29 protein-coding genes are annotated in these 26,523 nt (G+C 69.5%); 19 read left to right on the top strand and 10 right to left on the bottom strand.

Features of this window, described 5'->3' with window-relative positions; translation table 11 throughout:
- Positions 1 to 55: 55 nt before the first annotated feature.
- The 4 genes from rpsI (at position 56) to W7S_RS21245 (ending at position 3,759) form a co-directional block, all read left to right on the top strand.
- Entirely contained in the window at positions 56 to 511 is a 456-nt protein-coding gene (gene rpsI / locus W7S_RS21260; protein WP_026071202.1) for a 30S ribosomal protein S9, read from the top strand.
- A gap of 149 nt (positions 512 to 660) precedes the next feature.
- Entirely contained in the window at positions 661 to 1,995 is a 1,335-nt protein-coding gene (gene glmM / locus W7S_RS21255) for a phosphoglucosamine mutase (protein WP_009955889.1), read from the top strand.
- Positions 1,996 to 2,043: 48 nt separating this feature from the next.
- Entirely contained in the window at positions 2,044 to 2,373 is a 330-nt protein-coding gene (locus tag W7S_RS21250) for a hypothetical protein (protein ID WP_014712330.1), read from the top strand.
- 3 nt (positions 2,374 to 2,376) lie between these two features.
- On the top strand, positions 2,377 to 3,759 hold the full coding sequence (locus tag W7S_RS21245) for a hypothetical protein (RefSeq protein WP_014712329.1): 1,383 nt from the start codon (positions 2,377 to 2,379) through the stop codon (positions 3,757 to 3,759).
- 4 nt (positions 3,760 to 3,763) lie between these two features.
- On the opposite strand, the gene W7S_RS21240 is transcribed toward W7S_RS21245, so the two are convergent.
- Genes W7S_RS21240 through W7S_RS21225 form a run of 4 tightly spaced genes read right to left on the bottom strand, consistent with a single transcriptional unit; the run spans position 3,764 to position 6,284 of the window.
- A complete protein-coding gene (locus W7S_RS21240; protein ID WP_014712328.1) occupies positions 3,764 to 4,804 on the bottom strand; it encodes an LLM class F420-dependent oxidoreductase in 1,041 nt (346 codons plus the stop codon).
- A 38-nt stretch (positions 4,805 to 4,842) separates the two neighbouring features.
- Positions 4,843 to 5,193, bottom strand: a complete 351-nt coding sequence (locus W7S_RS21235) for an ester cyclase (RefSeq protein WP_014385763.1) — start codon at positions 5,191 to 5,193, stop codon at positions 4,843 to 4,845.
- Between the two features lie 10 nt (positions 5,194 to 5,203).
- Complete coding sequence (locus W7S_RS21230; protein WP_008260214.1) at positions 5,204 to 6,043, bottom strand: dienelactone hydrolase family protein; 840 nt, start codon at positions 6,041 to 6,043, stop codon at positions 5,204 to 5,206.
- A gap of 43 nt (positions 6,044 to 6,086) precedes the next feature.
- On the bottom strand, positions 6,087 to 6,284 hold the full coding sequence (locus tag W7S_RS21225) for an Rv1535 family protein (RefSeq protein ID WP_008260212.1): 198 nt from the start codon (positions 6,282 to 6,284) through the stop codon (positions 6,087 to 6,089).
- 444 nt (positions 6,285 to 6,728) lie between these two features.
- Between W7S_RS21225 and glmS the strand changes: the two genes are divergently transcribed.
- The 14 genes from glmS to W7S_RS21155 all read left to right on the top strand — a co-directional run bounded on the left by glmS (position 6,729) and on the right by W7S_RS21155 (position 21,348).
- A complete protein-coding gene (gene glmS / locus W7S_RS21220) occupies positions 6,729 to 8,594 on the top strand; it encodes a glutamine--fructose-6-phosphate transaminase (isomerizing) (protein WP_009952459.1) in 1,866 nt (621 codons plus the stop codon).
- A gap of 109 nt (positions 8,595 to 8,703) precedes the next feature.
- Positions 8,704 to 9,597 carry a DUF4436 domain-containing protein gene (locus W7S_RS21215; protein ID WP_014712327.1) on the top strand — a complete coding sequence of 298 codons (894 nt, stop codon included), beginning with the start codon at positions 8,704 to 8,706 and terminating at the stop codon, positions 9,595 to 9,597.
- A 66-nt stretch (positions 9,598 to 9,663) separates the two neighbouring features.
- Entirely contained in the window at positions 9,664 to 10,374 is a 711-nt protein-coding gene (locus tag W7S_RS21210) for a rhomboid-like protein (protein ID WP_085976457.1), read from the top strand.
- 66 nt (positions 10,375 to 10,440) lie between these two features.
- Positions 10,441 to 11,862, top strand: coding sequence for an NAD(P)H-hydrate dehydratase (locus W7S_RS21205; RefSeq protein WP_014712325.1), 1,422 nt, complete (start codon positions 10,441 to 10,443; stop codon positions 11,860 to 11,862).
- A 21-nt stretch (positions 11,863 to 11,883) separates the two neighbouring features.
- Positions 11,884 to 13,266 (top strand): glutamate decarboxylase, encoded by a 1,383-nt coding sequence (locus W7S_RS21200; RefSeq protein ID WP_014712324.1) that lies wholly within the window; start codon positions 11,884 to 11,886, stop codon positions 13,264 to 13,266.
- Positions 13,267 to 13,377: 111 nt separating this feature from the next.
- Entirely contained in the window at positions 13,378 to 14,553 is a 1,176-nt protein-coding gene (gene alr / locus W7S_RS21195; RefSeq protein WP_014712323.1) for an alanine racemase, read from the top strand.
- Positions 14,554 to 14,605: 52 nt separating this feature from the next.
- Entirely contained in the window at positions 14,606 to 15,655 is a 1,050-nt protein-coding gene (locus W7S_RS21190) for an alpha/beta fold hydrolase (protein WP_193375032.1), read from the top strand.
- Positions 15,656 to 15,695: 40 nt separating this feature from the next.
- A complete protein-coding gene (tsaE, locus tag W7S_RS21185) occupies positions 15,696 to 16,187 on the top strand; it encodes a tRNA (adenosine(37)-N6)-threonylcarbamoyltransferase complex ATPase subunit type 1 TsaE (RefSeq protein ID WP_036453805.1) in 492 nt (163 codons plus the stop codon).
- A complete protein-coding gene (tsaB, locus tag W7S_RS21180; RefSeq protein ID WP_014712320.1) occupies positions 16,184 to 16,810 on the top strand; it encodes a tRNA (adenosine(37)-N6)-threonylcarbamoyltransferase complex dimerization subunit type 1 TsaB in 627 nt (208 codons plus the stop codon). Before tsaE ends, tsaB begins: the two co-directional genes overlap by 4 nt.
- Complete coding sequence (gene rimI, locus W7S_RS21175; protein ID WP_014712319.1) at positions 16,807 to 17,268, top strand: ribosomal protein S18-alanine N-acetyltransferase; 462 nt, start codon at positions 16,807 to 16,809, stop codon at positions 17,266 to 17,268. Before tsaB ends, rimI begins: the two co-directional genes overlap by 4 nt.
- Positions 17,265 to 18,290 carry a tRNA (adenosine(37)-N6)-threonylcarbamoyltransferase complex transferase subunit TsaD gene (gene tsaD / locus W7S_RS21170; RefSeq protein WP_014712318.1) on the top strand — a complete coding sequence of 342 codons (1,026 nt, stop codon included), beginning with the start codon at positions 17,265 to 17,267 and terminating at the stop codon, positions 18,288 to 18,290. Before rimI ends, tsaD begins: the two co-directional genes overlap by 4 nt.
- A 240-nt stretch (positions 18,291 to 18,530) precedes the next feature.
- On the top strand, positions 18,531 to 18,833 hold the full coding sequence (gene groES, locus W7S_RS21165; RefSeq protein ID WP_007167930.1) for a co-chaperone GroES: 303 nt from the start codon (positions 18,531 to 18,533) through the stop codon (positions 18,831 to 18,833).
- Between the two features lie 95 nt (positions 18,834 to 18,928).
- Positions 18,929 to 20,551 (top strand): chaperonin GroEL, encoded by a 1,623-nt coding sequence (gene groL / locus W7S_RS21160; RefSeq protein ID WP_014712317.1) that lies wholly within the window; start codon positions 18,929 to 18,931, stop codon positions 20,549 to 20,551.
- Positions 20,552 to 20,685: 134 nt separating this feature from the next.
- Positions 20,686 to 21,348, top strand: a complete 663-nt coding sequence (locus W7S_RS21155; RefSeq protein ID WP_008260187.1) for a hypothetical protein — start codon at positions 20,686 to 20,688, stop codon at positions 21,346 to 21,348.
- A gap of 95 nt (positions 21,349 to 21,443) precedes the next feature.
- Here the strand turns inward: W7S_RS21155 and W7S_RS21150 are convergent, their stop codons facing one another.
- Positions 21,444 to 22,016, bottom strand: coding sequence for a TetR/AcrR family transcriptional regulator (locus W7S_RS21150; RefSeq protein WP_008260186.1), 573 nt, complete (start codon positions 22,014 to 22,016; stop codon positions 21,444 to 21,446).
- Positions 22,017 to 22,134: 118 nt separating this feature from the next.
- Between W7S_RS21150 and W7S_RS21145 the strand changes: the two genes are divergently transcribed.
- Positions 22,135 to 23,079: an oxygenase MpaB family protein gene (locus tag W7S_RS21145; protein ID WP_008260185.1), complete on the top strand. Its 945-nt coding sequence runs from the start codon at positions 22,135 to 22,137 to the stop codon at positions 23,077 to 23,079.
- Between the two features lie 49 nt (positions 23,080 to 23,128).
- Here the strand turns inward: W7S_RS21145 and W7S_RS21140 are convergent, their stop codons facing one another.
- The 5 genes from W7S_RS21140 to W7S_RS21120 form a co-directional block, all read right to left on the bottom strand.
- Complete coding sequence (locus W7S_RS21140) at positions 23,129 to 23,779, bottom strand: DUF1345 domain-containing protein (protein WP_008260184.1); 651 nt, start codon at positions 23,777 to 23,779, stop codon at positions 23,129 to 23,131.
- Between the two features lie 22 nt (positions 23,780 to 23,801).
- Entirely contained in the window at positions 23,802 to 24,215 is a 414-nt protein-coding gene (locus W7S_RS21135) for a hypothetical protein (RefSeq protein ID WP_008260183.1), read from the bottom strand.
- A 55-nt stretch (positions 24,216 to 24,270) separates the two neighbouring features.
- A complete protein-coding gene (locus tag W7S_RS21130; RefSeq protein ID WP_008260182.1) occupies positions 24,271 to 24,999 on the bottom strand; it encodes a superoxide dismutase family protein in 729 nt (242 codons plus the stop codon).
- A gap of 70 nt (positions 25,000 to 25,069) precedes the next feature.
- Positions 25,070 to 25,549, bottom strand: coding sequence for a hemerythrin domain-containing protein (locus tag W7S_RS21125; protein WP_008260180.1), 480 nt, complete (start codon positions 25,547 to 25,549; stop codon positions 25,070 to 25,072).
- Complete coding sequence (locus tag W7S_RS21120; protein ID WP_014712316.1) at positions 25,546 to 26,418, bottom strand: Rieske 2Fe-2S domain-containing protein; 873 nt, start codon at positions 26,416 to 26,418, stop codon at positions 25,546 to 25,548. The genes W7S_RS21125 and W7S_RS21120 overlap by 4 nt, the downstream gene beginning before the upstream one ends.
- Positions 26,419 to 26,523: the final 105 nt, after the last annotated feature.

The following is a 26,523-nucleotide window of genomic DNA, read 5'->3' as shown; positions in this document are numbered from 1 at the left end:
CCCAGAGAACCCGGACAACCCAGAGACCGCAGAGGAAACAGTGGCCGCCGCCGAGGTGACCGAAGCCCCGGTCGAGGCCTCGGAGCCCGCCGACGTCGCCGCGCCCGCCGAGCCCTACGTGTTCGAACGGCCCATCCAGACCGTCGGCCGCCGCAAGGAGGCCGTGGTGCGGGTGCGCCTGGTGCCCGGCACCGGCCAGTTCAACCTGAACGGCCGCACCCTGGAGGGCTACTTCCCCAACAAGGTGCACCAGCAGCTCATCAAGGCCCCGCTGGTCACCGTGGACCGGGTGGAGAGCTTCGACGTCTACGCCCACCTGCACGGCGGCGGCCCCTCGGGGCAGGCCGGCGCGCTGCGCCTGGGCATCGCGCGGGCGCTCATCGTGGCCTCGCCGGACGACCGTCCCGCGCTGAAGAAGGCCGGGTTCCTCACCCGTGACCCGCGCGCCACCGAGCGCAAGAAGTACGGCCTGAAGAAGGCCCGCAAGGCGCCTCAGTACAGCAAGCGCTGATCAGCCGTCGCTTTCCGGCCACAACTTGGCATCGCGGTGCACAAGTTGTGGCCGGTTGCGGCGTGTCTGCGCCCACCCGCGCCTGGTTTCGGCCACAAAGGAACGGGCACGTTAGGTGCTAGCCCGACAACTGTGAGAGGTTTGTTCGCATGGGTCGACTATTCGGCACCGACGGTGTCCGTGGGGTCGCCAACCGCGAGTTGACCGCCGAGCTGGCGCTGGCGCTGGGTTCCGCGGCGGCACGGCGTCTGGCGAGCGCGTCGGCGCCGGGCCGCCGCGTCGCGGTGATCGGCCGCGATCCGCGGGCCAGCGGCGAGATGCTGGAGGCCGCGGTGATCGCCGGGCTGACCAGCCAGGGCGTCGACGCGCTGCGGGTGGGGGTGCTGCCCACCCCCGCGGTGGCCTACCTGACCGGCGCCTACGACGCCGATTTCGGGGTGATGATCTCCGCCTCCCACAACCCGATGCCCGACAACGGCATCAAGATCTTCGGGCCCGGCGGCCGCAAGCTAGACGACGGCACCGAGGACCAGATCGAAGCCCTCGTCGGGGATCCGGGGCCGCGCCCGGTCGGAACCGGCATCGGGCGGGTCGTCGACGCCGAGGACGCGGCCGACCGCTACCTGCGTCACCTGAGCAAGGCCAGCACGCTGCGCCTCGACGGGTTGACCGTGGTGGTGGACTGCGCCCACGGCGCGGCCTCGGCGGTGGGCCCGCGCGCGTACCGCGCGGCCGGCGCGAGGGTGATCGCGATCAACGCCGAGCCCAACGGGCTCAACATCAACGACAACTGCGGCTCCACGCACCTGGATTCGCTGCGCGCGGCGGTCGTCGCGCACCGCGCCGACCTGGGCCTGGCGCACGACGGGGACGCCGACCGGTGCCTGGCCATCGACGCCGACGGCAACCTCGTCGACGGCGACCACATCATGGTGGTGCTCGCGCTGGCCATGCACGAGGCCGGCGAACTGTCCTCGCGGACGCTGGTGACCACCGTGATGAGCAACCTGGGGTTGCATCTGGCCATGCGTTCGGCCGGAATCACGGTGCGCACCACCGGCGTCGGCGATCGCTACGTCGTGGAGGAACTGCGGGCCGGCGACTACAGCCTGGGTGGCGAGCAGTCCGGGCACATCGTGATGCCCGCGCTGGGCTCGACCGGCGACGGCATCGTCACCGGGCTGCGGCTGATGAACCGGATGGCGCAGACCGGCTCGTCGCTGGCGCATTTGGCCTCGGCCATGCAGACGCTGCCGCAGGTGTTGATCAACGTCACGGTGGCCGACAAGGCCACGGCCGCCGCCGCGCCGTCGGTGCAGTCCGCGGTCGGGCAAGCCGAGGCCGAGCTGGGCGACACCGGTCGAATCCTGTTGCGCCCGTCGGGAACTGAGCCCATGATCCGCGTGATGGTGGAGGCTCCCGAAAAGGAGATCGCTGCGCGGATCGCCACCCGGGTCGCCGAAGCGGTCAGCGCCGCGCACTGATCCCGCAGCGCCGGGAACCCCGACCCGCCTACCGGCGTCGGATTAGGCATGAAATTCGTTGGGGGAACACGGCCTGTCGCCGCCGCCCGCGCCCAGATCGACGCGTCGGCCACGCACCGGGTCGCTAACCAATTCGCCATGGCCGCGGAATTTCTCGACCGCGCGGTCAGCGATCACCTGGCCAGGCTGGCCTTCGGCGGGGCCTGCGCCGGGCGGGCGCACGCCGCGCGCGGCGACGCGCTTCGCATCGAGTTGGGGCGCCTGACGCAGCAGGTGACGCAGTGGTCGCGCGCGTCCAGCGAGATCGCCGCCGCCCTGCGGTCCAGCGCGCAGCGCTACGCCGACGCCGAACTGTATGCCGCGGCGCGGATCGCGTAGCTCGTGGCCGACCGGTTGGACGTGGACGCGCGCCTCGCCGAGGGCCGGGTTGCCGTCGAGCACACCCAGACCTACGTGCAGGCGTCCCACGCGCTCGGCTACCAACATCTTGACCTGACAGCGCATCCCGCGCAGATCCGGGAATGGTATGCGAGCGAGGACGGACTCGACCTGCGCGCGCTCGACCGTGACTGCGCGGAGCTGCGGGCCGCCGGCGTGGTGGCCGCCGAGGCGCTGCGCATGCAGCGCGCCCAGGTGGCCGAGCTGGCCGCGGCGTGGCAGGGCGCGGGCGGCGACGCCGCGGTGCAGCTGTTGCAACGGCATTGCGACAGCGCGGACGGGGTCGTCGGCGAACTGCGCGCGGCGGCCCAGCGATGCGAGTCGCTGCGCGACAACCTGTGGCACCTGGTCGATTCGAAAGTCGCGACGGCCATCGCCGTCGACGACCGCGCGCAGGCGCAGCGGCCGGCCTGGTTGGCCGCCGCCGCCGCGGTCACGGCCGGGGACCGGCGGGGCGCCGAGGATGTGGTGCGGCATCAGGTGATTCCCTACGTGGACAACGACATTCGTAACGACTGGCTGGCCGCGATGCGGTCCACGTCGGACGGGGTCCAGACGTCCTACGCCATGGTGATCGACAGGGCCGCGGCCGCCCCGGCGGCGCGGTTCGAGTTTCCCGGTGATCTCGGGGCGGGCGTCGTTCCGGTGCAGCTCGCCCCGCCGGTGGCCGCCGCGTCCGCACCGCGGGTGGACGACCCCGCGGCGACGGTGGCGGCCGCGGCGCCGGCGCCGGTCGCCCCCCTGCCGGCCCCGCCGGCGCCGGTCGCGGGCTGGGGTAGCGGCCTCGGTGACGCGTCGGGGTGGCCCGCCGAAAGCTTGGGCGATCTGGGCGGGCTCGGCGGCGGTGGGCTCGGCGACGGCCTCGGCAGTGGTGGGCTCGGTGGGGGTGGCGGCGGTCTTCTTGGGCTCGCCGCCAGGATCGTCGACGCGATGGGCGATCTGCTCGGGTCGGCGGGCGACGGGTCGGATGGCGCGGCCGCGCTCGGCGATTCGGCGGACGGAAACGCGTTCGACGAGAACCCTTTTCACGCCGAGGATCCGACTGACGCGAAGGGCGCAGAGGACGCCGGCGACGCCGAGGACGCCGGCGACACCGCCGAGGGGAGCGGTCCAGCCGAACCTGTCGACGGGGAGGCGGGTCAGCCCGATCCCACGGAGCCCGAACAGCAAGCCCAACCGGTCGAGACCCCGCCGCCGGCGGATCCGGCGCCGGCCGAGCCGCCGGCTCCCGCGGCAGCGCCGGCCGCCGAACCCGCACCCGCCGCGGGGGAGGGGTCGACGCCGTGCGAGATTGCCGCGGACCAGCTTCCGCAGGCGGGGCAGTGACCGCTCAGGGCTGCAGTTGCAGGGCTTCCTCGACGAAACGCATGGACTCGTCGCGGTCGGTGGCCTGCGGGCTCAACAACAGCGTGGTCACGCCGGCCTCGGCGAAGGCGGCCATCCGTTCGGCCACATACCCGCGCGGCCCGATCAGCGACATGCCCCGCACCAGCTCGTCGGGCACGGCGTCGATGGCCTCCTGCTTGCGGCCGGACAGATACAGCTCCTGGATCCGGTCGGCGACCTCGCCGTACCCGTAACGCGTCGCCAGATTGTGGTAGAAATTGCGGCCTTTGGCGCCCATCCCGCCGATGTAGAGCCCGAGCTGCGGCTTGACCCAGGCCAGCCGCTCGTCGACGTTGTCCCGGATGGCCAGCGACGCGTGCACCATGACGTCGAGCGGACCCAGCGCGGGATCGCGTTTGGCGGCGCCGGCGGCCAGCGGCTCACCCCAGATCGACGCGGCCTTGTCCGGAAGATAGAAGACCGGCTGCCAACCCTCGGCGATCTCCGCGGTGAGCTCGACATTCTTGGGACCCAGCGCGGCGATGCTGATCGGAATGCGTTCGCGCACAGGGTGATTGATGAGCTGCAGCGGCTTGCCCAGACCCGTTCCGCGGTCGGCGGGCAGCGGCAGCTGGTAGTGCTTGCCGGCGTACTGCACGCGCTCGCGGCGCCACACCTTGCGGCAGATCTCCACGATCTCGCGGGTGCGCCCGAGCGGGGCGTCGAACGGGACCCCGTGAAAGCCCTCGATCACTTGCGGTCCGGAGGTGCCGATGCCGAGGCGGAATCGCCCGTCGGACACGAAATCCAGGCCCGCGGCCGTCATCGCCAGCAGCGACGGCGTGCGGATGTAGAGGGGAAGCACCCCGGACGCCAGTTCGACCGTGTTGGTCTTGGCGGCCAGGTATCCCAGCTGGCTGATGGCGTCGAACGAATACGCCTCGGCCACCACCGCGACCTCGATGCCGGACTTTTCGAGTTCGACGACGCGGTCCACGGCTTCGTGAAAGCCGCCCGAATAGTTGAGAGCGATCCCGATTCGCATCCATGACACTTACCACGCGCCCGTGCGGGACGGGGCGCTCAGCCCGCGGAAGTGCCCGTCCAGTACTCGGCGAAGCGCCGGCCGTCGGCGGCCAGGCGCAGGATGTCGTTACCGGTGAACGAGACCGGGCCGTCCGGGCCGTGGCCGGTGCCCACCCAGCGCCCGGCCACCAGATCACCCTCGGTCAGCGGGCCGACCTCGATGCCGAAGCTCAAGTCCGAGAACATGTTTCGTGTCTGCTCGATGATCTGCGCGAGAGCGTCCGGTCCCTGTACCTCCCGGCCGGGCCAGTGACCGACGAAGTCGTCGGTGACCAGCTCGGCCGCGACCGGCCGTCCGTTCCAGAGTTCGGTGATCCAGCGGGCGTACAGCGCGTGCGCGCTCGACATCAACTCCCCCTCACTTCAGCAGGGCGACGATCTTTTCTTCCAGGGGAATCGCCTCGGCCTCGGGATCGATGGCGTCCGTCCCGGGCAGGTGCACGTCCGGGTCGGCGAAATCGCGATACTTCTTGTCGCCGCCGAGCGTGTAGAGCAGGTAACCGGTCAGCAGCGCCCGAACCGACCGCTGGGTACGCCGGTGCGGGCCGGGCAGGCCGAGCACCGTGGCCAGCCGCCGACCCTCCACCAGCCCGCCGGGCTCGGCCTTGCTGACGATGCGCAGCGTCGCCGGCTTCCACGCCTCGGCAAGCGCCAGCGCGTTGGAGTTCAACGTCGTCCGGTCGCCCGGCGCGGTGAAGATCACTCCCGGCACCTTGAGCGTCGCGGCGGGCTGCTGGGCCGGCGGGCTGGTGACGCTGGGGAAAATCGCCGCCACCGCCGCGAGCTTGGCGGGCATTCCCGCGGCGGCGAATACCGCGGCCGAGCCGCCGAAACCATGACCGACCACGCCCAGCTTGGCGGGATGCACGCTGATCTTGCCCGGCCCGAGGCGCACACCCGACACGATGTCCAGGGCGGTGCCCAGATCGAAGGCGAAGTTCAGCACCGAGGGGGCCACACCCCGCTGGGTGTCGGGAGCGCCGGCCACGATCCCCCACGACGCCAGATGCTCGAGCAGATTCGAGTAGCGGGCGGCGCCGGCCAGCCACTCGTGGCCGAACGCCACGCCGGGCAGATTCAGGCCCTCCTCCGGGGTGTACACCACACCCGGCAGACCGGCAAAGGCCAGGTCACCCCGCAAAACCCGGTGCGGACCACGGCGGTGCAGAGCGGCGACGAGCTTGCGGATGCGGGCCACGCGTCGACGTTAGCGCATCGCAATCGCGCGCCGGCGCAGATGACTAGGCCGTGACCTCGATGACCCCCGCCCGCCACAGCGCCGCGTAGAGCTGGTGCAGCGTGGCGGTGAGCACGTGGGTGGTCAAGTCCATCAAGGCGTTTCCGGAGCCCGCGGACGGGTGCCGGCGTGGCCGGGCGGCGTGCCCGGGGGCCGGCGCCGAGGGGGCGGGCACCACTTCGTCGTACCGAACTGCGGTCATGATTGCCTCCTCATGGCGCACGGTTGTCGGTCGGAGCAAGTTACGCATTTCAATGCGACCCGCTGCACAATTCCCGGTGAACAACCATCGACGGCTGAATTCATGTGTCGGCGAAAACGGGAATCGAGGTAGCCAGAAACTCTGGGCAGCCTCACGCAGCTCGTCCTTTGGTCGGTGACGATCTTTGCTGACAATTTGGAATGCTAGAGGCGTTAAGCGCGGCCGCGATGACGTGAACGAAAACGTCGCGCGCACATCAGATGAAAGAACTCCCGCCGGTTATGACGGTGACATGAATGGCTGGGGACTGGGCGGATTGGTCCAGGACGTCCACCTGAGGCCGTCCCAGTCGCGGTGCCCGGGCACGCCTTCGGCGCAGGTGGGCGGCCTAACCATAGCGCCGGATTGCGGGCCCGGTGTGCCGCCTGCACTACCCTGGTCAGAATGTGCGGAATTGTCGGCTATGTCGGGCAGCAGCCCGCCTGTGACGTCGTCATGGCCGCGCTGCGGCGGATGGAGTACCGCGGGTACGACTCGTCGGGCATCGCGCTGGCGAACGGCGACGGCACCCTGACGGTGAGCCGCCGCGCCGGCCGGCTGGCCAACCTGGAAGAGGCGGTCGCCCAGATGCCGCGGCACTCGCTGACCGGCACCACCGGCCTGGGCCACACCCGGTGGGCCACCCACGGGCGCCCCACCGACCGCAACGCCCACCCGCACCGCGACGCCGCCGGCAAGATCGCGGTGGTCCACAACGGCATCATCGAGAACTACGCGAACCTGCGCCACGAGCTCGAGGCCCAGGGCGTGGAGTTCGCCAGCGACACCGACACCGAGGTCGCGGTGCACCTGGTGGCGCAGGCCTACCGCCACGGCGAGACCGCCGGCGATTTCCCCGCGTCGGTCCTCGCGGTGCTGCGCCGCCTCGACGGCCACTTCACGCTGGTGTTCGCCAACGCCGACGACCCCGGCACCATCGTCGCCGCCCGCCGCTCCACCCCGCTGGTGCTCGGCATCGGCGACGGCGAGATGTTCGTCGGCTCCGACGTCGCGGCCTTCATCCCGCACACCCGCAACGCCGTCGAACTCGGCCAGGACCAGGCCGTGGTGATCACCGCGGACGGCTACCGGATCACCGACTTCGACGGCAACGACGATGTCGAATACCGCGAGTTCCATATCGATTGGGATCTGGCCGCCGCCGAGAAAGGTGGCTACGAGTACTTCATGCTCAAGGAGATCGCCGAGCAACCCGCCGCCGTCGCCGACACCCTGCTGGGCCATTTCGTCGACGGCCGGATCGTGCTCGACGAGCAGCGGCTCTCCGATCAGGAACTGCGCGAGATCGACAAGGTGTTCGTGGTGGCCTGCGGCACCGCGTACCACTCCGGGCTGTTGGCGAAGTACGCGATCGAGCACTGGACGCGGCTGCCGGTCGAGGTGGAGCTGGCCAGCGAATTCCGTTACCGGGACCCGGTTTTGGACCGCAGCACCCTGGTGGTCGCCATCTCGCAGTCCGGCGAGACCGCCGACACGCTCGAGGCTGTGCGGCACGCCAAGGAGCAGAAGGCCAAGGTGCTGGCGATCTGCAACACCAACGGCTCGCAGATCCCGCGCGAGTGCGACGCGGTGCTCTACACCCGCGCCGGCCCGGAGATCGGGGTGGCGTCGACGAAGACGTTCCTGGCGCAGATCACCGCCAACTATCTGGTCGGCCTGGCGCTGGCGCAGGCGCGGGGCACCAAGTACCCCGACGAGGTCGCGCGCGAGTACCACGAGCTGGAAGCCATGCCGGACGTCGTCGCGCGGGTCCTCGCGACGATCAAGCCGGTGGCCGCGCTGGCCTACCAATTCGCCCAGTCGCCGACGGTGCTGTTTCTGGGCCGCCACGTCGGCTACCCGGTGGCGCTGGAAGGTGCGCTCAAACTCAAGGAACTGGCCTACATGCACGCCGAGGGGTTCGCCGCCGGCGAGCTCAAGCACGGCCCCATCGCGCTGATCGAGGACGATCTGCCCGTCATCGTCGTCATGCCGTCCCCCAAGGGGTCCGCGGTGCTGCACGCCAAGTTGCTGTCCAACATCCGCGAAATCCAGGCGCGCGGGGCGATCACCATCGTGATCGCCGAGGAAGGCGACGACACCGTGCGTCCCTACGCCGACCACTTGATCGAAATCCCCTCCGTGTCAACGCTTCTGCAGCCCCTGCTGTCGACGATCCCGCTTCAGGTGTTCGCCGCGTCCGTGGCCCAGGCGCGCGGCTACGACGTGGACAAACCGCGCAACCTGGCCAAGTCCGTCACCGTCGAGTAGGCAGCGCGCACCGCTTCGCGCGTATCGGCGACGGACCCGCGGCCGATCCATTACATTGCCCTGGGAAGCATTTCGGCCAGCTGGTCACGGCGTCCGTGCGGGAGGAAGTATGCGATCGGGCGGCATCAGATACGTCGTCGTGGGCCTCGTCGTGCTCATCGTCGCGGCATACATCGGGTCGATCATGATGTACGCCCAAGGCGATGCCGTCCGGCGTCTGGACGGCATAACCCCGGTCGTGAGCGCCGACGAGCCCTCGGCGACGATCAACGTCGAAGAGATCCAGTCGAACTACAGCGTGCTCGCCGTCAACCTCGCCTTCAATCCGGGATCGGCGTTGCTGGATCCGAAAACCCACCATCTCAAAGAGGATCTCAGCCTCCGCGTCCGATCCTCGGCGATGCCGTCCCGGCACACCTGGACCAAGGGCATGCTCCCCGGCCTGATGTCGGTCCCGCTGACCATCGCCGGGCAGATCGAACGCTGGCCGTTCGACCAATACCGCTCGGGGCTGATCGAAGTCGAGATCTTCTACGGCCCCGACACCGACCGCGCGCCCGCACACGTGCCCGTCACGTTCGTCGACCACCTCTCGGGGTGGCAGCTCACCGCGACCAGGCCCCAGGCGGACGGCCCCTACCGGCTGCAACTGCGGCGGTCGCTGAGCACCGCGGCGTTCGCCATCGTCATCCTCGGCGTGCTCATCACGATCGCCAGTCTGGCTGTGTTCGTTGCGGTTCAGACCGCGCGGGACCGGCGGCCGTTCCAGCCACCGATGACGACCTGGTACGCGGCAATGCTGTTCGCGGTGGTTCCGCTGCGAAACGCCCTGCCCGGCTCACCACCCTTCGGCAGCTGGGTCGACATCACCGTCGTGATCTGGGTCCTGGTCGCGCTGGTGGCCTCGATGGTGCTCTACATCGGCTGCTGGTGGCGACATTTGACACCGCCGGCGCCCGCCGCCGCGCCACCGGCCGAGGTCCCCGCGCCATCGGGTAGCTGAGGGGTGGCGGCGTGTTAGCCGCCGAAGTCGTAGGGGCGCGGCGCCCCGCGTGCGAAGGTTGATGTCGTGGCGCCTGCATCGGTTCGAGCACGAGTGCGCAGCATGACGCTGGCGGTGTGGCATTTCGTCAGCACCGCGCCGCTGACCTACGGCTGGCTGTTGGTGCTGATGGTCACGACGATCATCCAGAACCATCTCACCGGCCGGCAGTTGCACTCGGTGTTGTTGCACCGCTCCACCAACATTCACGAGTTGGGCAAGGATCCACTCCACGTACTGTTTTCCAGCCTGCTGTGGATCGACGGCAAAAGCTTCGAGCCCTACCTGCTGCTGTTCACGCTGTTTCTCGCGCCGGCCGAGCATTGGCTCGGTCAGCTGCGCTGGCTCAGTGTGGGATTGAGCTCTCACATCCTGGCCACCTACATCAGCGAGGGCATCCTCTACTTCGCGATCGAGGAACGCGATGCGTCGCAACGCCTCGTGCACGCCCGCGACATCGGGGTCAGCTATTTCCTCGTCGGCGTGATGGCCGTGCTGGCCTACCACATCGCCCGGCCCTGGCGCTGGGGCTATCTCGGGGTGCTGTTCATCATCTTCGGCTTCCCGCTGATCACGATGGACCGCGTCGACCTCGACTTCACCGCGATCGGGCACTTCGCCTCGATCCTCATCGGCCTGTGCTTCTACCCGATGACCCGCACCCGGTCCCGGCGCAGCCGGCAATTGAGTCCCGCGCGACTCAAGGCCATGGCGCGCCGCAGCGTGCCCCCGAGCTGATGGCGGGCCGCGGCGAAAGATGGTGGGCGCCAAGCCCCCGCGACGGCGACACGTAATCTGGCTCTGATGCGGCATTACTACTCCGTAGACGCGATCCGCCAGGCCGAGGCGCCGCTGCTGGCCAGCCTGCCGGACGGCGCCCTGATGCGGCGCGCGGCCTACGGGCTGGCCGCCGAGATCATCGGCGAGTTGGCGGCCCGCACCGGCGGGGTGAGCGGGCGACGGGTGTGCGCGGTCGTCGGCTCCGGAGACAACGGCGGTGATGCGCTGTGGGCGGCCACCTTCGTGCGCCGTCGTGGCGCGGCCGCCGACGCGATCCTGCTCAACCCCGAGCGCACCCACCGCAAGGGGCTGGCGGCGTTCCGCAGGGCCGGCGGCAGGATCGTCGAAAGCGTCTCGCCCGCAACCGATCTCGTCATCGACGGGGTGGTGGGCATCTCCGGCTCGGGGGCGTTGCGGCCCGCCGCGGCCGAGGTGTTCGCCGCGGTCGATGACGCGGGGATCCCGGTGGTTGCCGTCGACATCCCCAGCGGCATCGACGCGGCCACCGGGGCCACCAGCGGCCCCGCCGTGCGCGCCGCGGCGACCGTCACCTTCGGCGGGCTCAAACCCGTGCACGCGCTCGGCGAGTGCGGGCGGGTGCGGCTGATCGACATCGGCCTGGACCTGCCCGCCACGGACGTGCTGGGCTTCGAGGCCGCCGACGTGGCGGGGCGCTGGCCGGTGCCGGGACCCCACGACGACAAGTACACCCAGGGTGTCACCGGGGTGATGGCCGGCTCGTCGACGTACCCGGGTGCGGCCGTGCTGTGCACCGGCGCCGCCGTCGCGGCGACCTCCGGGATGGTCCGCTACGCCGGCAGCGCGCACCGCGAGGTGCTCGCGCACTGGCCCGAGGTGATCGCCTCGCCCACCCCCGCGTCGGCCGGGCGGGTGCAGTCCTGGGTCGTCGGGCCGGGATTGGGCACCGACGACGCCGGGGCCGCGGCGCTGTGGTTCGCGCTCGATACCGACCTGCCGGTGATCGTGGACGCCGACGGGCTGACCATCCTGGCGGCCCATCCCGAACTGGTCGCCGAACGCAGCGCGCCGACGGTGCTGACCCCGCACGCGGGTGAATTCGCCCGCCTCGCGGGTAACCCCCCCGGTGATGACCGGGTGGGTGCGTGCCGCAAGCTGGCCGACGCGTTCGGCGCCACGGTGTTGCTCAAGGGGAACGTCACGGTCGTCGCCGATCCGGGCGGTCCGGTCTACCTCAGCCCGGCCGGGCAGTCCTGGGCGGCCACCGCCGGTTCCGGCGACGTGCTGTCCGGCATGATCGGCGCGCTGCTGGCGGCGCGCCTGCCGCCGGGGGAGGCGGCCGCGGCCGCGGCCTTCGTCCACGCGCGCGCGGCGGCGAGCTCGGCCGCCGACCCGGGCCCCGGCGACGCGCCCACCTCGGCCTCGCGCATGGTGCCACACATCCGAGCGGCCCTGGCCGCCCTGTAGACCTATCGAGAGGATTCCCCAGTGCCACAACACCCTTCGCTGCCCGCGCACTCCATCGCCCCCGCCTACACCGGCCGGCTGTTCACCGCGCCGGTCCCCGCACTGCGGATGCCCGACGAATCGATGGATCCCGACGCCGCCTACCGCTTCATCCACGACGAGCTGATGCTCGACGGGAGTTCGCGGCTGAACCTGGCCACCTTCGTCACCACCTGGATGGACCCCGAGGCCGGCAAGCTGATGGCCGAGACGTTCGACAAGAACATGATCGACAAGGACGAGTACCCGGCGACCGCGGCCATCGAGCAGCGCTGCGTGTGCATGGTGGCCGACCTGTTCCACGCCGACGGCCTGAACGATGCCGACCCCTACAGCGCGTGCGGGGTGTCCACGATCGGCTCCAGCGAGGCGGTGATGCTCGGCGGGCTGGCGATGAAGTGGCGGTGGCGCGCGAAAATCGGCAAGGACTGGAAGGATCGCACCCCGAACCTGGTGATGGGGTCCAACGTCCAGGTGGTCTGGGAGAAGTTCTGCCGCTACTTCGACGTCGAGCCCCGCTACCTGCCGATGGAGGAGGGGCGCTACGTCATCACCCCCGAACAGGTCGTCGACGCCGTCGACGAGAACACCATCGGCGTGGTGGCGATCCTGGGCACCACCTACACCGGCGAGCTGGAGCCGGTCGCCGACATCTGCGGCGCGCTGGACAAGCTGGCCGCCGGCGGCGGTGTGGACGTCCCGGTGCACGTCGATGCCGCCAGCGGCGGGTTCGTGGTGCCCTTCCTGCACCCCGAGCTCAAGTGGGATTTCCGGCTGCCCCGGGTGGTGTCGATCAACGTCAGCGGCCACAAGTACGGGCTGACCTATCCCGGCGTCGGGTTCGTGGTGTGGCGCAGCAAGGAGTACCTGCCCGACGACCTGGTGTTCCGGGTCAACTACCTCGGCGGCGACATGCCGACCTTCACGCTGAACTTCTCCCGCCCCGGTAACCAAGTGGTCGGCCAGTACTACAACTTCCTGCGGCTCGGCCGGGAGGGCTACACGAAGGTCATGCAGGCGCTGTCGGGGACGGCGCGCTGGCTGGGCGAGCAGTTGCGGGTCAGCGAGCACTGCGAGCTGGTCTCCGACGGCTCGGCGATCCCCGTGGTCGCGTTCCGGCTGTCCAAGGACCGCGGCTACACCGAGTTCGACGTCTCCCACGAGCTGCGGACCTACGGCTGGCAGGTGCCCGCCTACACCATGCCGGACAACGCCACCAACGTCTCCGTGCTGCGCATCGTGGTGCGCGAGGGCCTGTCCGCCGACCTGGCCCGGGCCCTGCACGATGACGCCGTCTCGGCGCTCAGTTCGCTGGACAAGCTCCGGCCCGGCGGCCACTACGCGGATCAGCACTTCGCGCACTGAGGTGGTGGCGCCGCGCCGTCGAGCGAGGAGTTGTTGCGCCGATCACGCCGAAATCTCGCCAACAAGTCCACGCTCGGCGGCGTGCGGCGCGGTTCTGGGACAATGGCGCCCATGACCGGGCGGGCCGCTACGCCGATATCCCTGACACCGGGCCTCCTCGCCGAGGCCCTGGTGGACCTCGGCGCCATCGCGCACAACGTGCGGCTGCTGTGCGAGCAGGCCGGCGGCGCGCAGGTGATGGCCGTCGTCAAGGCCGACGGGTACGGCCACGGAGCCGCCCAGACGGCGCGCGCCGCGCTGGCCGCGGGGGCCGCCGAGCTGGGTGTGGCCACCGTCGACGAGGCGCTGGCGCTGCGCGCCGACGGCGTCCGCGCGCCGGTGCTGGCCTGGCTGCACCCGCCCGGCTTCGACTTCGCGCCCGCGCTGCTGGCCGACATACAGATCGCCGTGTCGTCGGAGCGCCAGCTCGACGAGCTGCTCGACGCCGTGCGCCGCACCGGCCGGACCGCGACGGTCACCGTCAAGGTCGACACTGGGCTGAATCGCAACGGCGTGCCGCCGGAGCACTACCCGTCGATGCTGACCGCGCTGCGCCGCGCCGTCGCCGAGAACGCCATCGTGCTGCGCGGCCTGATGTCCCACATGGTGTACGCCGACCAACCCGCCAACCCGGTCAACGACCTTCAGGCCCAACGGTTTACCGAGATGCTCGCCCAGGCGCGCGATCAGGGCGTGCGGTACGAGGCCGCGCACCTGTCGAACTCGTCGGCCACGATGTCGCGGCCCGACCTCGCCTTCGACATGGTGCGCCCCGGCATCGCGGTGTACGGGCTGAGCCCGGTGCCCGAGCTCGGCGACATGGGACTGATTCCCGCGATGACGGTGAAATGCCCAGTGGCACTGGTGAAGTCGATCCGTGCGGGCGAGAGCGTGTCCTACGGGCACACCTGGACCGCGCGGCGAGACACCACCCTTGCGCTGCTGCCGGTGGGCTATGCCGACGGCGTCTTCCGGTCCCTGGGCAACCGCCTGGAGGTGTTGATCAACGGCCGGCGCCGACCGGGGGTCGGGCGGATCTGCATGGACCAGTTCGTCGTCGACCTGGGACCCGGGCCCACCGATGTCGCCGAGGGCGACGAGGCGATCCTGTTCGGTCCGGGCGCGAGCGGCGAACCCACCGCGCAGGATTGGGCGGATCTGCTCGGCACCATCCACTACGAAGTGGTGACCAGCCCCCGCGGGCGCATCACCAGGACCTACCGCGAGGCGCGAACCATTGAGCCCTGACGGAACCCGCAGGCGCTACAGGGGCAGGGCATGGCTTGCGGGTGGTGCAGGGCTGACGGCCATCGCCACGATCATCGGAGCCTCGGCCCGCCGCTCGATCACCCAACGCGCCACGGTCGAAGACCCTTACGCCCACGAGGATTTCAACCGGCTCGAGGACGACCGCGGCCTGGTGGTGACCACGCCCGACGGGGTGCCGCTCGCGGTGCGCGACGCGGGCCCCGCCGACGCGCCGCTGACGCTGGTGTTCGTGCACGGATTCTGCCTGCAGATGGGGGCCTTCCACTTTCAGCGGACCCGGCTGCCCGACCAGTTGGGCCCCGACGTGCGAATGGTCTTCTACGACCAGCGTGGCCACGGTCGATCCGGCGAGGCCGCGCCCGAGACCTACACGCTGACCCAGCTCGGCAGGGACCTGCAGGCCGTGCTGAACGCGGTGGTGCCCCGCGGAATGATCGTGCTGGTGGGCCACTCGATGGGCGGCATGACGGTGTTGTCGCACGCCCGCCAGTTCCCCGAACAGTACGGGCGCCGAATCGTGGGCGCCGCGCTGATTTCCTCGGCGGCCGAAGGTGTGGCGAGATCACCACTGGGCGAGATCCTGAAAAACCCTGCGCTGGAGGCGGTCCGGGTCGCAGCGCGGTCCGCGCCGAACCTGATGCACCGCGGCCGCAACGTATCCCGCTCGCTGATCGGCCCGGTGCTGCGCGCCGCGTCCTACAGCGATCTGCAGGTCAGCCGGAGCCTGGACGCGTTCTCGCAGCGGATGATGAACAGCACGCCGATACCCACCATGGTGGGGTTTCTGGACGCGTTGGAAAAGCACGACGAAACCGCCGGGCTGTGGACCCTCCTGCGGGTCCCGACCCTGATCGCCTGCGGGGACCACGACCTGCTGACCCCGGACGAGTATTCGCGAAAGATGGCCGCCAGCCTGCCGCGGTCCGAGTTGGTCATCGTCGTCGGCGCGAGTCACCTGGCGCTGCTGGACAAGCCGGAGGCGATCAACGGCGGCCTGGTGCGGCTGGTCAGGCGCGCCACCCCGACCAAGGCGGCGCTGCGGCTGCGGCGGATACGGGAAAGGCTGTGGCGTCGTGGCTGAGTTTGATGGCGGCGACCCGCCGCGCCCGGCTGCGCCGCGCTTGCGATCGCCGCGGGGTGAGGGCACCGCGACCTGCGAGCGCGTCGAGGACACGATCGCGTTGGGGACCCGGCTCGGTGAGCAGCTGCGGGCGGGCGACGTGGTGGTGCTCTCCGGTCCGCTCGGTGCGGGAAAGACTGTGCTGGCCAAGGGGATTGCCGCGGCCATGGACGTCGATGGCCCGGTCACCTCGCCGTCCTACGTGTTGGCGCGGGTGCATCCGCCGCGACGGGAAAACGCCCCGGCAATGATTCACGTCGACATGTACCGGTTGCTCGACCACACCGACAACCGGGGCGCCGACCTGCTCGGTGAGCTCGATTCGCTGGACTTGGACAGCGATCTCGACGACGCTGTCGTCGTGGTGGAATGGGGTGAAGGTCTGGTCGAGCGCCTCGCGGAACGCCGCCTCGACATCAGGCTGGAGCGCCTCAGCGGGTCCGACGTGCGGATCGCGACCTGGCGGTGGGCCGACAGCAGGGCCGGTTCATGAGCACCCTCGTCCTTGCCCTCGACACCGCCACCCCGGCGGTGACGGCCGGCATCGTGCGGCGCGAGGACCTGTGCGTGCTGGCGCAGCGGGTCACCGTCGACGCCCGCGCCCACGCCGAACGCCTGACCCCGAATGTGCTTGCCGCCCTTGCCGATGCGGGGCTGACAATGGCCGACCTCGACGCCGTCGTGGTGGGCTGCGGCCCGGGTCCGTTCACCGGCCTGCGGGCCGGGATGGCCACCGCCGCCGCCTACGGGCATGCGCTCGGTATCCCGGTGCACGGCGTGTGCAGCCTGGACGCCATCGGCGTGCACACCACCGGGGACGCGCTCGTGGTGACCGACGCCCGACGGCGCGAGGTCTACTGGGCCCGCTACCGCGACGGCGTCCGGACCGGCGGACCGGGTGTTGATGCCCCCGCCGACGTCGACCACGGCGGAGCGCAGGCGGTGGCCGGCTCACCCGACCACGCGGCGATGTTCGGCCTGCCGGTGTGCGGTCCCGTCCACCCGGCACCGGCCGGACTCGTTGCCGCGGTGGGGGATTGGCGCGATGACCCGGCTCCGCTGGTGGCCCTGTACCTGCGTCGGCCCGACGCCAAACCCCTGGCGGCGCGGCAATGATCGCCGAGCCGGTGACCGTCGGGGCGTTGACGCGAGCCGACGCGCAGCGCTGCGCCGAGCTGGAGGCGCAGCTCTTCGACGGCGACGATCCGTGGCCGGCGGCGGCGTTCAACCGCGAATTGGCCAGTGCCCACAACCATTACGTGGGCGCGCGCGTCGGCGGAACGCTCGTCGGCTACGCCGGCATCTCGCGATTGGGCCGCACACCGCCCTACGAGCACGAGGTCCACACCATCGGCGTGGACCCCGCCTACCAGGGGCAGGGCATCGGCCGCCGGTTGCTCGACGAGCTGCTGACGTTCGCCGACGGCGGCGTCGTGTACCTGGAGGTGCGCACCGACAACGAGGCGGCCATCGGGCTGTACCGCAGTGTCGGGTTCGAGCAGATCGGCGTGCGCCGGCGCTACTACCGGGTCAGCGGCGCCGACGCCTACACCATGCGGCGGGAGGCGCTGTGACGACGATCTTGGCCATCGAATCCTCGTGCGACGAAACGGGAGTTGGCATCGCGCGGCTGGACACCGACGGCACCGTCACCCTGCTGGCCGACGAGGTGGCCTCCAGCGTCGACGAACACGTGCGGTTCGGCGGCGTGGTCCCCGAGATCGCCTCGCGCGCGCACCTGGAGGCGTTGGGGCCCGCCATGCGCCGCGCACTGTCGGCCGCGGGCCTGGACAGGCCCGACATCGTCGCCGCCACCATCGGGCCCGGGCTGGCCGGCGCCCTTTTGGTGGGAGTTGCTGCGGCCAAAGCCTATTCGGCCGCCTGGGGGGTTCCGTTCTATGCGGTGAACCATCTGGGCGGGCACCTGGCCGCCGATGTCTACGAGCACGGGCCACTGCCCGAGTGCGTGGCGCTGCTGGTCTCGGGCGGCCACACCCACCTGCTGCACGTGCGCTCGCTCGGCGAGCCGATCGTCGAGCTGGGCAGCACCGTCGACGACGCGGCCGGCGAGGCCTACGACAAGGTGGCGCGGCTGCTGGGGCTGGGCTACCCGGGCGGCAGAGTGCTCGACGAGCTGGCCCGCACCGGCGACCGCGACGCGATCGCCTTCCCGCGCGGCATGACGGGGCCGCGCGACGACCCCTACGCGTTCAGCTTCTCCGGCCTCAAGACGGCCGTGGCCCGGCACCTGGAAAGCCACCCGGACGCGGTGAACGCCGACGTCGCCGCCGGGTTCCAGGAGGCGGTGGCCGACGTGCTGACCCGCAAGGCCGTGCGCGCCGCGACGGGCCTCGGCGTCTCGACACTGCTGATCGCCGGGGGAGTGGCCGCGAATTCGCGGTTGCGGGAGCTGGCGGAGCAGCGCTGCGCGGCGGCCGGCCTGACGTTGCGCATCCCCAGGCCCCGGCTGTGCACCGACAACGGGGCGATGATCGCGTCGTTCGCCGCGCATCTGGTGGCGGCCGGGGCGCCGCCGTCCCCGCTGGACGCGCCCAGCGACCCGGGCCTGCCGGTGGTGAAGGCGCAGGTCAGCTGATCGCTGAGGGCGAACACGCGGGGAGCAGCGGGGCCCCCTTGAGTGCTAGCACTCCCGTGTATAGAGTGCTAGGTGGCAATCGGCCACGCCCTGTGTCGGCACCCGCGACGACGGCGCTCGGGCATGGACGAATGCCGAACACCTGATAATTCGGCAGGTTCCGGGCCCGCCCCGGACCGGCCACCAACTCCCGGTCCGGGCTCGTCCCGGACCCGACCCAAACACTGGAGGGCTCCAATCGTGGCGAAGGTGAACATCAAGCCACTCGAGGACAAGATTCTCGTGCAGGCCAACGAGGCCGAGACCACGACCGCGTCCGGTCTGGTCATTCCCGACACCGCCAAGGAGAAGCCGCAGGAAGGCACCGTCGTCGCAGTCGGCCCCGGCCGGTGGGACGAAGACGGCGAGAAGCGCATCCCGCTGGACGTCTCGGAAGGCGACACCGTCATCTACAGCAAGTACGGCGGCACCGAGATCAAGTACAACGGCGAGGAGTACCTGATCCTGTCGGCGCGCGACGTGCTGGCTGTCGTCTCCAAGTAAGAACCGTGTCCCGCCCCGGCGATCCCCGCGTCCGCGCGGGTGATTTCCGGGGCGGCATGCGTTAGAGCCTCAGAGCTGGGGCGTGAAGGAGCCTGATGAGCAAGATTATTGAGTACGACGAAACGGCGCGCCGCGCCATCGAGGCGGGCGTGAACACGCTCGCCGACGCGGTACGCGTGACGTTGGGCCCGCGCGGCCGGCATGTGGTGCTGGCCAAGGCATTCGGCGGGCCCGCGGTCACCAACGACGGTGTCACCGTCGCGCGGGAGATCGACCTGGAAGACCCGTTCGAGAACCTGGGCGCCCAGCTGGTGAAGTCGGTGGCGACCAAGACCAACGACGTCGCCGGCGACGGGACCACCACGGCCACCGTGCTGGCCCAGGCGCTGGTCAAGGGCGGCCTGCGCCTGGTTGCGGCCGGCGCCAACCCCATCGAACTCGGTGCGGGAATCTCCAAGGCCGCCGACGCGGTGTCCGAGGCCCTGCTGGCGTCGGCCACCCCGGTCTCCGGGAAGGAAGCGATCGCCCAGGTGGCGACCGTGTCGTCGCGTGACCAGCTCCTCGGCGAGCTCGTCGGCGAGGCGATGACCAAGGTCGGCACCGACGGCGTGGTCAGCGTCGAGGAATCCTCCACGCTGAGCACCGAGCTCGAGTTCACCGAGGGCGTCGGCTTCGACAAGGGCTTCCTGTCGGCGTATTTCGTGACCGACTTCGACGCCCAGCAGGCCGTGCTGGACGACCCGGTGATCCTGTTGCACCAGGAGAAGATCAGCTCGCTGCCCGACCTGCTGCCCATGCTGGAAAAGGTCGCCGAATCCGGCAACCCGCTGCTGATCATCGCCGAGGACATCGAGGGCGAGCCGCTGGCGACCCTCGTGGTGAACTCGATTCGCAAGACGCTCAAGGCCGTCGCCGTCAAGGCGCCGTTCTTCGGCGACCGTCGCAAGGCGTTCCTCGAGGATCTGGCGATCGTGACGGGCGGCCAGGTGATCAACCCCGACGCCGGCCTGCTGCTGCGCGAGGTCGGCACGGACGTGCTGGGCTCGGCTCGCCGCGTGGTGGTCAGCAAGGACGACACCGTCATCGTCGACGGCGGCGGCGCCAAGGACGCGGTGGCCAACCGCATCAAGCAGCTGCGCGCCGAGATCGAGTCCACCGACTCCGACTGGGACCGCGAGAAGCTGCAGGAGCGGCTGGCCAAGCTGGCCGGCGGTGTCGCCGTGATCCAGGTGGGTGCCGCCACCGAGACCGCGCTCAAGGAGCGCAAGGAAAGCGTCGAGGATGCCGTCGCGGCCGCCAAGGCCGCCGTCGAGGAGGGCATCGTCGCCGGTGGCGGCTCGGCGCTGCTGCAGACGCGCAAGGCGCTTCAACAGCTGCGCGGCTCGCTGTCCGGCGATCAAGCGCTCGGCGTCGACGTCTTCTCCGAGGCGCTGGCGGCCCCGCTGTACTGGATCGCCACCAACGCCGGGCTCGACGGCGCGGTCGCGGTGCACAAGGTGACCGAGCTGCCCAACGGGCACGGGCTGAACGCGGACAAGCTCACCTACGGTGACTTGATCGCCGACGGTGTCATCGACCCGGTCAAGGTCACCCGCTCGGCGGTGCTCAACGCGGCGTCGGTGGCGCGGATGGTGCTGACCACCGAGACGGTGGTCGTCGACAAGCCCGCCGAGGAAGCCGATGACCACGGCCACGGCCACGGTCATCACCACCACTAGGCGACTAGACACGGAACACCCCCGGCGAAACCGGGGGTGCTTCGTTTTTGGAGGCAATTTCTGGCGTCGCACCTAACCGCCCAAAAGGCTGCATCGACATCGAATGTAATTCTGGTTCAGGTAAGTTGCGGCAAGTGAACTCGCAGGGGCGATTGGTGCCGCGGATCCTGCTGACTCTCGTGCTGACCTTGTCGGCCGCGGGTTGCGGCAGTGGCACATCGGATTCAAGTAAGACCACGACTGCTACGACGGCCTCGACCGCATCCGGCGCCCCCACCCAACGCATCCTTTCCGAGAAGGCGCTCACCGAGGCGCTACTTGGCGTGCAGGACCTTCCTGCCGGGTACAGCCAAGACCCTCCCTCGGACAGGTCGGTCGACAAGACATTCTGCGACTACAAGCCGGCCTTCCAAGAGAAAAGCTATGTGAAGCGGGACTTCACCAAGGGAGGTGGCCTGTCCGCTGAATTTCTCAAAGTCGGGTTGCGCCAGTACGCCGACGCCGATCAAGCTAGAGCGTCGTTCAAGTCCTTAACCGATGCCCTCGCAACCTGCACGGGCGAAACCTACAACGGTTCCAATCTCACTTACGCGCCGATGTCCGCGCCAAAGGTCGCCGCTGGCTCAGTCGGAGTCAAGATCACTGCCGATGGCGCCAGCCTGCTTTCGTTCTTCGCGGTCGATGGGCCTGTCCTCATCAATACTGGCGGTGGCGGATTAGTGAATGCCAACGCCGACGAGGTCATAAAAACCCTGGAATCCCAAGTTAAGAAGTACGAAGCATTGGCGAAGTCATAGCCAGCTTATGCTTCCGAAGCTCGATGTGCGGACCGCCGCATGACCCGGGGTAAGTCTCTCGATTCTTCCGCCCCGGCGCCCCGGGGTGTTTTCCTTCAGGGCTCGGTGCGGCCCGCGGCCAGCAAGCCGGCGGACGCGAACTTCAGGCCGGCCCGCAATTCGTCGAGCCGGATGGGATCGTCCGACTCGATGTAGCGCATGGTCGTCGCCACGGCCATGTTGAAGAACAACCACACCAACGCGCTGGGGCTGAGCTCGTCGCGGTATTGGCTGCGGTAGTGATTCATGTGCAGCGTGGTCATCGCCAGCAGCGTGGCGTTGAGTCCCGAGACCTTGTCGAACGTGCGGACGTGGTCGGGCCGTTCGGCGAGGTAGCGGATCAGCCGACGGTTGGCGATGGTGTAGTCGATCAGGATGTCGATCGATGACTCCATCGCCGACTCCGGCCGGTCGAGGGTGATCCCCCTGAGCATGTCCTCGATTGCGGGAGCCTGCTCGGCGGCGAGCCGTTCGATCGCCGCGTTGATGATTTGTTCCTTGTCGGCGAAGTACTGATAGATCGAGCCCTTGCTGACGCCGGCCTTCTCGGCGATCAGGTTGGTGGTGATCTGCTCGGGCGCGTGCTGGCGCAGCAGCAATGTTGTCGACGACACGATTTTCGCGACCATCTCGCGAGAGCGTGCTTGCTGCGGCGCTTTTCGGCGCCTTGAGCTGGACTTTGCGGTGCCCACATGAACTCCTAACGCGACTTGAACGCGACCTTACGGTCACATTAGCGTCGGCGCCATGACCGCAAGTCCCGAAGTCGATGTCCGCCGGCACTCCGAGGACCAACAGGACGCAGAAGAGATCGAACTCGTTCCGCCGGAATCGCTGACCGCCGAGCACACCGGGCGCTGGACATTCCTCATCCTCGAGGGCGCGGCGTTCATGATGCAGGCCATGCACCCGGTCATCGCCGAAATCACCGGCCGCTACTCCGCTGCCTTCCACGGGGACCCCGGCGGCCGCGCGATCCGTTCCGTCGACTCGGTCCTGCGCTGGACCTATGGCGGCACCGAGGCCAGGGCGGAAGGTGACCGCGTCCGTGCGATGCACCAGCCGATCACCATGAAAAGCGCCGAGACCGGTAGGCAGATCAGCGCTTTGAATCCCGAGGCCTATCAGTGGGTGATCGCCACCGGCTACATCGTCAACGCACAGGCCGGGCGGTTGTTGATCGGGCGCGAGTTCACCGAGGCCGAGAAAGAGGAGCTGCTGCGCGACAACCGCCGGCTGGCCCGGCTGCTCCACGTGCCCATGCGCGGCTATCCCGAGTCGCAGCAAGAGATGGCCGACTATTTCGAAGCGATGATCGACACGCTGCGGGGCACGCCCCAGGCGCTGCAGCTGATGGAGGACATGAAAACCGGCAGGGTCGACGTGCCGCCGTCGTTGCCGAAAGCGCTGGCGCCGTTGGTGCGGGCCGCGGTGCTGCCCGCGCTCCGGCTCAACTACCTGTCCGTCGTGGGGTTGCTCGACCCGCGTCTTCGCGAAAAGCTCGGCGTCACTTGGAGTCCCAAGGAGGAACGTCAACTCATCCGCGTGTACACCGCGATCCGCACCGCCTACCGCGTGCTGCCCGACCGGCTCACCTACTTCCCGCTGGCGTATCACGCCCGCAAGCACCACCAGTGCCTGGAGAAGATGAAGCAGCGTCAAGAGAAGTCGTTCGCCTATCACCTTCGGTGACGTTTCCGGATAGGTCTGTGGCGCAACGCGTTCCACTCGACCGCACGCGTCAGAACTTGGCGCCCAATCCCGCGATCAGGTTGATGGTGACCGCCAGGACGACCGCGCCGAGCAGGTAGGACAGCAGCGCCTGGCGCAGCACCGTGGCCCTGATGGAGGTCAATCCGATCTCGGTATCTGACACCTGATAGGTCATGCCGACCGTGAAGGCGACATACGCAAAGTCGCGAAAGCGCGGCGGCTCCGGGTCGTGGAAGTTGATTCCGCCCGGTTCGTCCGAGTAATACAGCCGCGCGTAGTGCACGGTGAACAGCGTGTGCACGGCGAACCAGGACGCCGCGACGGTCAGGATGCCGACGACGGCGGCTTCCACGGCGCCGGGACCCGAACGCGACGCCGCGGCGACCACGTAACCGACCCCGCCCAGGCTCGCGACGCTCGCCGACACGATGACCGCGTCGGATGCCCACCGGGTGGGATCCTCCCGGGTCGCATATTCGCGGGTTTGATCGGCATCCATTCCGCCCAGGATGAGCCGCGTCCACACCACGTAGACACCGGCGGTGACGATCCAGCCGGCCAGCGCGAACCGCCAGCCGACCGTGTTGCCCACCCCAAGGGCGACGGCGACTCCGAGCACGGCGGCCACCGCTATCCGCGCCCCGACCGTGTCGCGAAAGAAGTCGGCGAGGGGTTTCACAATCCCGACCTAAGCACGATCCTCAGCGCCCGACGAGGACCCCGACGATGACGATGCCGACGCCCACCACCACCGCCAGCGAGAGCGACACCAACCCGAAGCTGACAAAGCTCTCCTTGGCGGCCGAGGCCTCAAAGTCGCCCGCCGCGATGGGCGCGAATCTGCGACCGGCGCCCCACACCGCCGCGAACAGCGTCGTCAACCAGTTCGCGTAGGCCGCGTACACGATGAGCGCGACCGCCGCGATTCCCCACGCGTGGGCCAGGTGGATATGTGGCCACAGCAGACCGAGCAACACGAGGAACATGCCGTTGAGCAACGCCTCGAGGTGGCTCGACAACCCCATGCGCGCGTTCTTCAGTGCGGGCACCGCCAGCCCGGTGAGCAGGCCGAGCAGAAACAAGACCAGACCCAGGGTGAACAGCGCGGTCTGCATCTCAGAACAGTAATTCGCCGCCGCGGGGCGGGCGCCGTTTTTCGGGCCTAAAGGGTCAGCGGGTTCCCGGGGGCAGGCTCGGCGGGGTCGTCACGGTCGTGGTCGGCGTGGACGTCACGGCCGGGGTGCTGGTGACCGTGACCGTGCTCGTGCTGGTGCTGATCGATGGCGGGGGCACCGCGACGGTTGTGGTGCTGGTCGTGACGCTGGTGGTCGACGAGGTCGTCGTCGCCGACGCCGCGGCGATCACGCCGCAGGCGATGCGCTTGTTCGACTCGGCGGTCGGGCTGGTGCCCAAGTTGTCGACACTCTGGTGCAGGATCAGCGCGCTGCCCGAGCTGCTTCTCAGGTCCGCGGCGGTAAACGAGTTGCTGGTGGTGACCAGTTTCGCCGAGCCGTCGGAGCGCACCTGCAGCGCGGTCAGGTCTCCGCTGGCGGGGTAGCCCGTGTGATCGGCCGCCTGGTAGACGCTTCCCGCGGAGTCGAAGTCGCCCTCGCATTTGCCGACCGAATGGATTTGCAGCCCATGGAAACCGGGGCTCAGCACCTGGTTGGGGCCGGCCTCCACGGTCACCGTGGCGTAGCCGTTCGCGAATTCCAAGGTCGCATTGGCGACCGGAATCCCGTCGGCGGTCTTGAGCTGGGTGGTCAGCCGCTCCGCGCCCGGGGCGGGGCTGGTCAGCGGCGACGTATTGGGTTGGCTGCCCTGCTGGTTCGCGCAGGCGGCCAGCGGTGCGAGGGTCGCGGTGAGCGCCGCGACCGCGAAGGATGCGCCCTTGTTCATGGGCGGTGCCTACCCAATTCGCCGATTTCAAAAACGGGCACGCCTCGCCGCAGCGCCAGATCCCCGCCCGTCACAGCGAACTGAGCAGGGCCGCGCGGCCGCGGACGCGGAGCCGGTTGAGCGTCGACCCACGCAGCCGGGCGATGCGCTCGATCATTCGGTTGCCGAGGCGCTCGAGCATGTCCTCGCTCAAATCTATTGGGGCCGGGCATAAGTCGCGTTCCTCCTCGCTGGCATGGGCATCGAGGACGGTGACGAATGAGCGCCATTCGTCTTCGTAGTCCGGCGCGGTCGGCGACGTCCGAAGGAGCACCGCCAACTGATCCCAGACCTGGCGATGCTCCGCATGGGCGATCGCGACGAGTGTGCTCGCCGCCGACACGGCGGGGTAGAACAGGTCGTCCTCGATCCGCATGTGGACGTCCAGCTCAATCAACAGCTCGTCGAGGGCGACTTGGCGCTCGTCGGCCTCGGGCGGTATCGCTGTGATCCTCTCGCAGAGTCCGCGTAAAACTCTGTGGTGCTCGAACAGCACGTCGTAGGCGTTCACTGCGCGACTCCGCGCACCTCGATCAGCCCGTCGCGGATCCGCACCGGATAACTCGGCAGCGCCGCTGTTGCCGGTCCGCGCAACACTTCTCCCGATTCGCACGCGAACCTGGAACCGTGCCAGCGGCAAACGATTCGATCGCGGTCGATCCAGCCGTCGTTCATCGGCGCGCCCAGGTGGGGGCAGTGCTCGCCGACGGCCAACACCCGGCCTTCGTTGCGATAGAGCACCACGCCGACGCCGGCCACCTCCACACGCCGCGGCTGGCCATCCAAGGACGCGACCGCCAGCACCGGTGTCCACCGGTCTCCGCTCAGCCGGGCGCCGGAGCGGTCAACCCCGGTGCCCGATGCGAACACCAACGTGCCGCCGAGGTAGCCGGCGCCGAGGGTGAGGCCGTAGCCCAGCGCGCTCGCCGCCATCCCGCGCCGGTGCCGCCCGCCCCGGCGGTCCCACCATGACGCCGCGTACAGGCCCGTCGCTATGGCGTTGAGGGCGCCGTGGACGAGACCGATTCGACGCGATTGTTCGTGGGTGTGCTGCCAATCCGTCAGTCCGGTGGCGGCCGCGCCGACGCTGCCGGCGAGCCCGACGCCCAGCGCAAACCTCGACGCGTCGTGCAGCGGCGCGGCGCGGCGCGGCAACACGCTGACCGCATCCATTGCGACCGTCGTCGTCAGCGCTCCCATCGGAATCGACGTCAGAGCCGGATGCAGCGGATGACCGAGCCAGGTGCCGTGCAAGAAATTGCTGATCCGATCCCGGTGCCGACCCGCCGCGGCGAACACGAAGGTCAGAGCGTGCTCGAGTCGGTAGCTCGGCCGATCCAGCCACGCTTGTCGTCCCAGTGTGGTGCGCCCATGTGCCACGGTGCATCCCCTTCGGGTGCGAGGACCGGCGCGGCGCAACGCGTCTCGACGCCGCGTCGGCTATAGACCGCGGCTGGCCCGCCGCGTCCATGTCTGGTTCACGGA

Origin of the sequence: Mycobacterium sp. MOTT36Y (assembly GCF_000262165.1) — a bacterium.
Classification (GTDB): Bacteria; Actinomycetota; Actinomycetes; order Mycobacteriales; family Mycobacteriaceae; genus Mycobacterium; species Mycobacterium intracellulare.
Note: the sequence above shows the minus strand (reverse complement) of the source record. Positions and strands in the feature narration are given on the sequence as shown.

Bases quoted from the DNA above. Each gene is read 5' to 3' on its own strand.
- glmM (WP_009955889.1), top strand. From the start codon at position 661: ATGGGTCGACTATTCGGCACCGACGGTGTCCGTGGGGTCGCCAACCGC.
- W7S_RS21250 (WP_014712330.1), top strand. From the start codon at position 2,044: ATGAAATTCGTTGGGGGAACACGGCCTGTCGCCGCCGCCCGCGCCCAG.
- W7S_RS21240 (WP_014712328.1), bottom strand. From the start codon at position 4,804: ATGCGAATCGGGATCGCTCTCAACTATTCGGGCGGCTTTCACGAAGCC.
- W7S_RS21235 (WP_014385763.1), bottom strand. From the start codon at position 5,193: ATGTCGAGCGCGCACGCGCTGTACGCCCGCTGGATCACCGAACTCTGG.
- W7S_RS21225 (WP_008260212.1), bottom strand. From the start codon at position 6,284: ATGACCGCAGTTCGGTACGACGAAGTGGTGCCCGCCCCCTCGGCGCCG.
- glmS (WP_009952459.1), top strand. From the start codon at position 6,729: ATGTGCGGAATTGTCGGCTATGTCGGGCAGCAGCCCGCCTGTGACGTC.
- W7S_RS21215 (WP_014712327.1), top strand. From the start codon at position 8,704: ATGCGATCGGGCGGCATCAGATACGTCGTCGTGGGCCTCGTCGTGCTC.
- W7S_RS21205 (WP_014712325.1), top strand. From the start codon at position 10,441: ATGCGGCATTACTACTCCGTAGACGCGATCCGCCAGGCCGAGGCGCCG.
- alr (WP_014712323.1), top strand. From the start codon at position 13,378: ATGACCGGGCGGGCCGCTACGCCGATATCCCTGACACCGGGCCTCCTC.
- tsaB (WP_014712320.1), top strand. From the start codon at position 16,184: ATGAGCACCCTCGTCCTTGCCCTCGACACCGCCACCCCGGCGGTGACG.
- rimI (WP_014712319.1), top strand. From the start codon at position 16,807: ATGATCGCCGAGCCGGTGACCGTCGGGGCGTTGACGCGAGCCGACGCG.
- groL (WP_014712317.1), top strand. From the start codon at position 18,929: ATGAGCAAGATTATTGAGTACGACGAAACGGCGCGCCGCGCCATCGAG.
- W7S_RS21150 (WP_008260186.1), bottom strand. From the start codon at position 22,016: ATGGTCGCGAAAATCGTGTCGTCGACAACATTGCTGCTGCGCCAGCAC.
- W7S_RS21145 (WP_008260185.1), top strand. From the start codon at position 22,135: ATGACCGCAAGTCCCGAAGTCGATGTCCGCCGGCACTCCGAGGACCAA.
- W7S_RS21135 (WP_008260183.1), bottom strand. From the start codon at position 24,215: ATGCAGACCGCGCTGTTCACCCTGGGTCTGGTCTTGTTTCTGCTCGGC.
- W7S_RS21130 (WP_008260182.1), bottom strand. From the start codon at position 24,999: ATGAACAAGGGCGCATCCTTCGCGGTCGCGGCGCTCACCGCGACCCTC.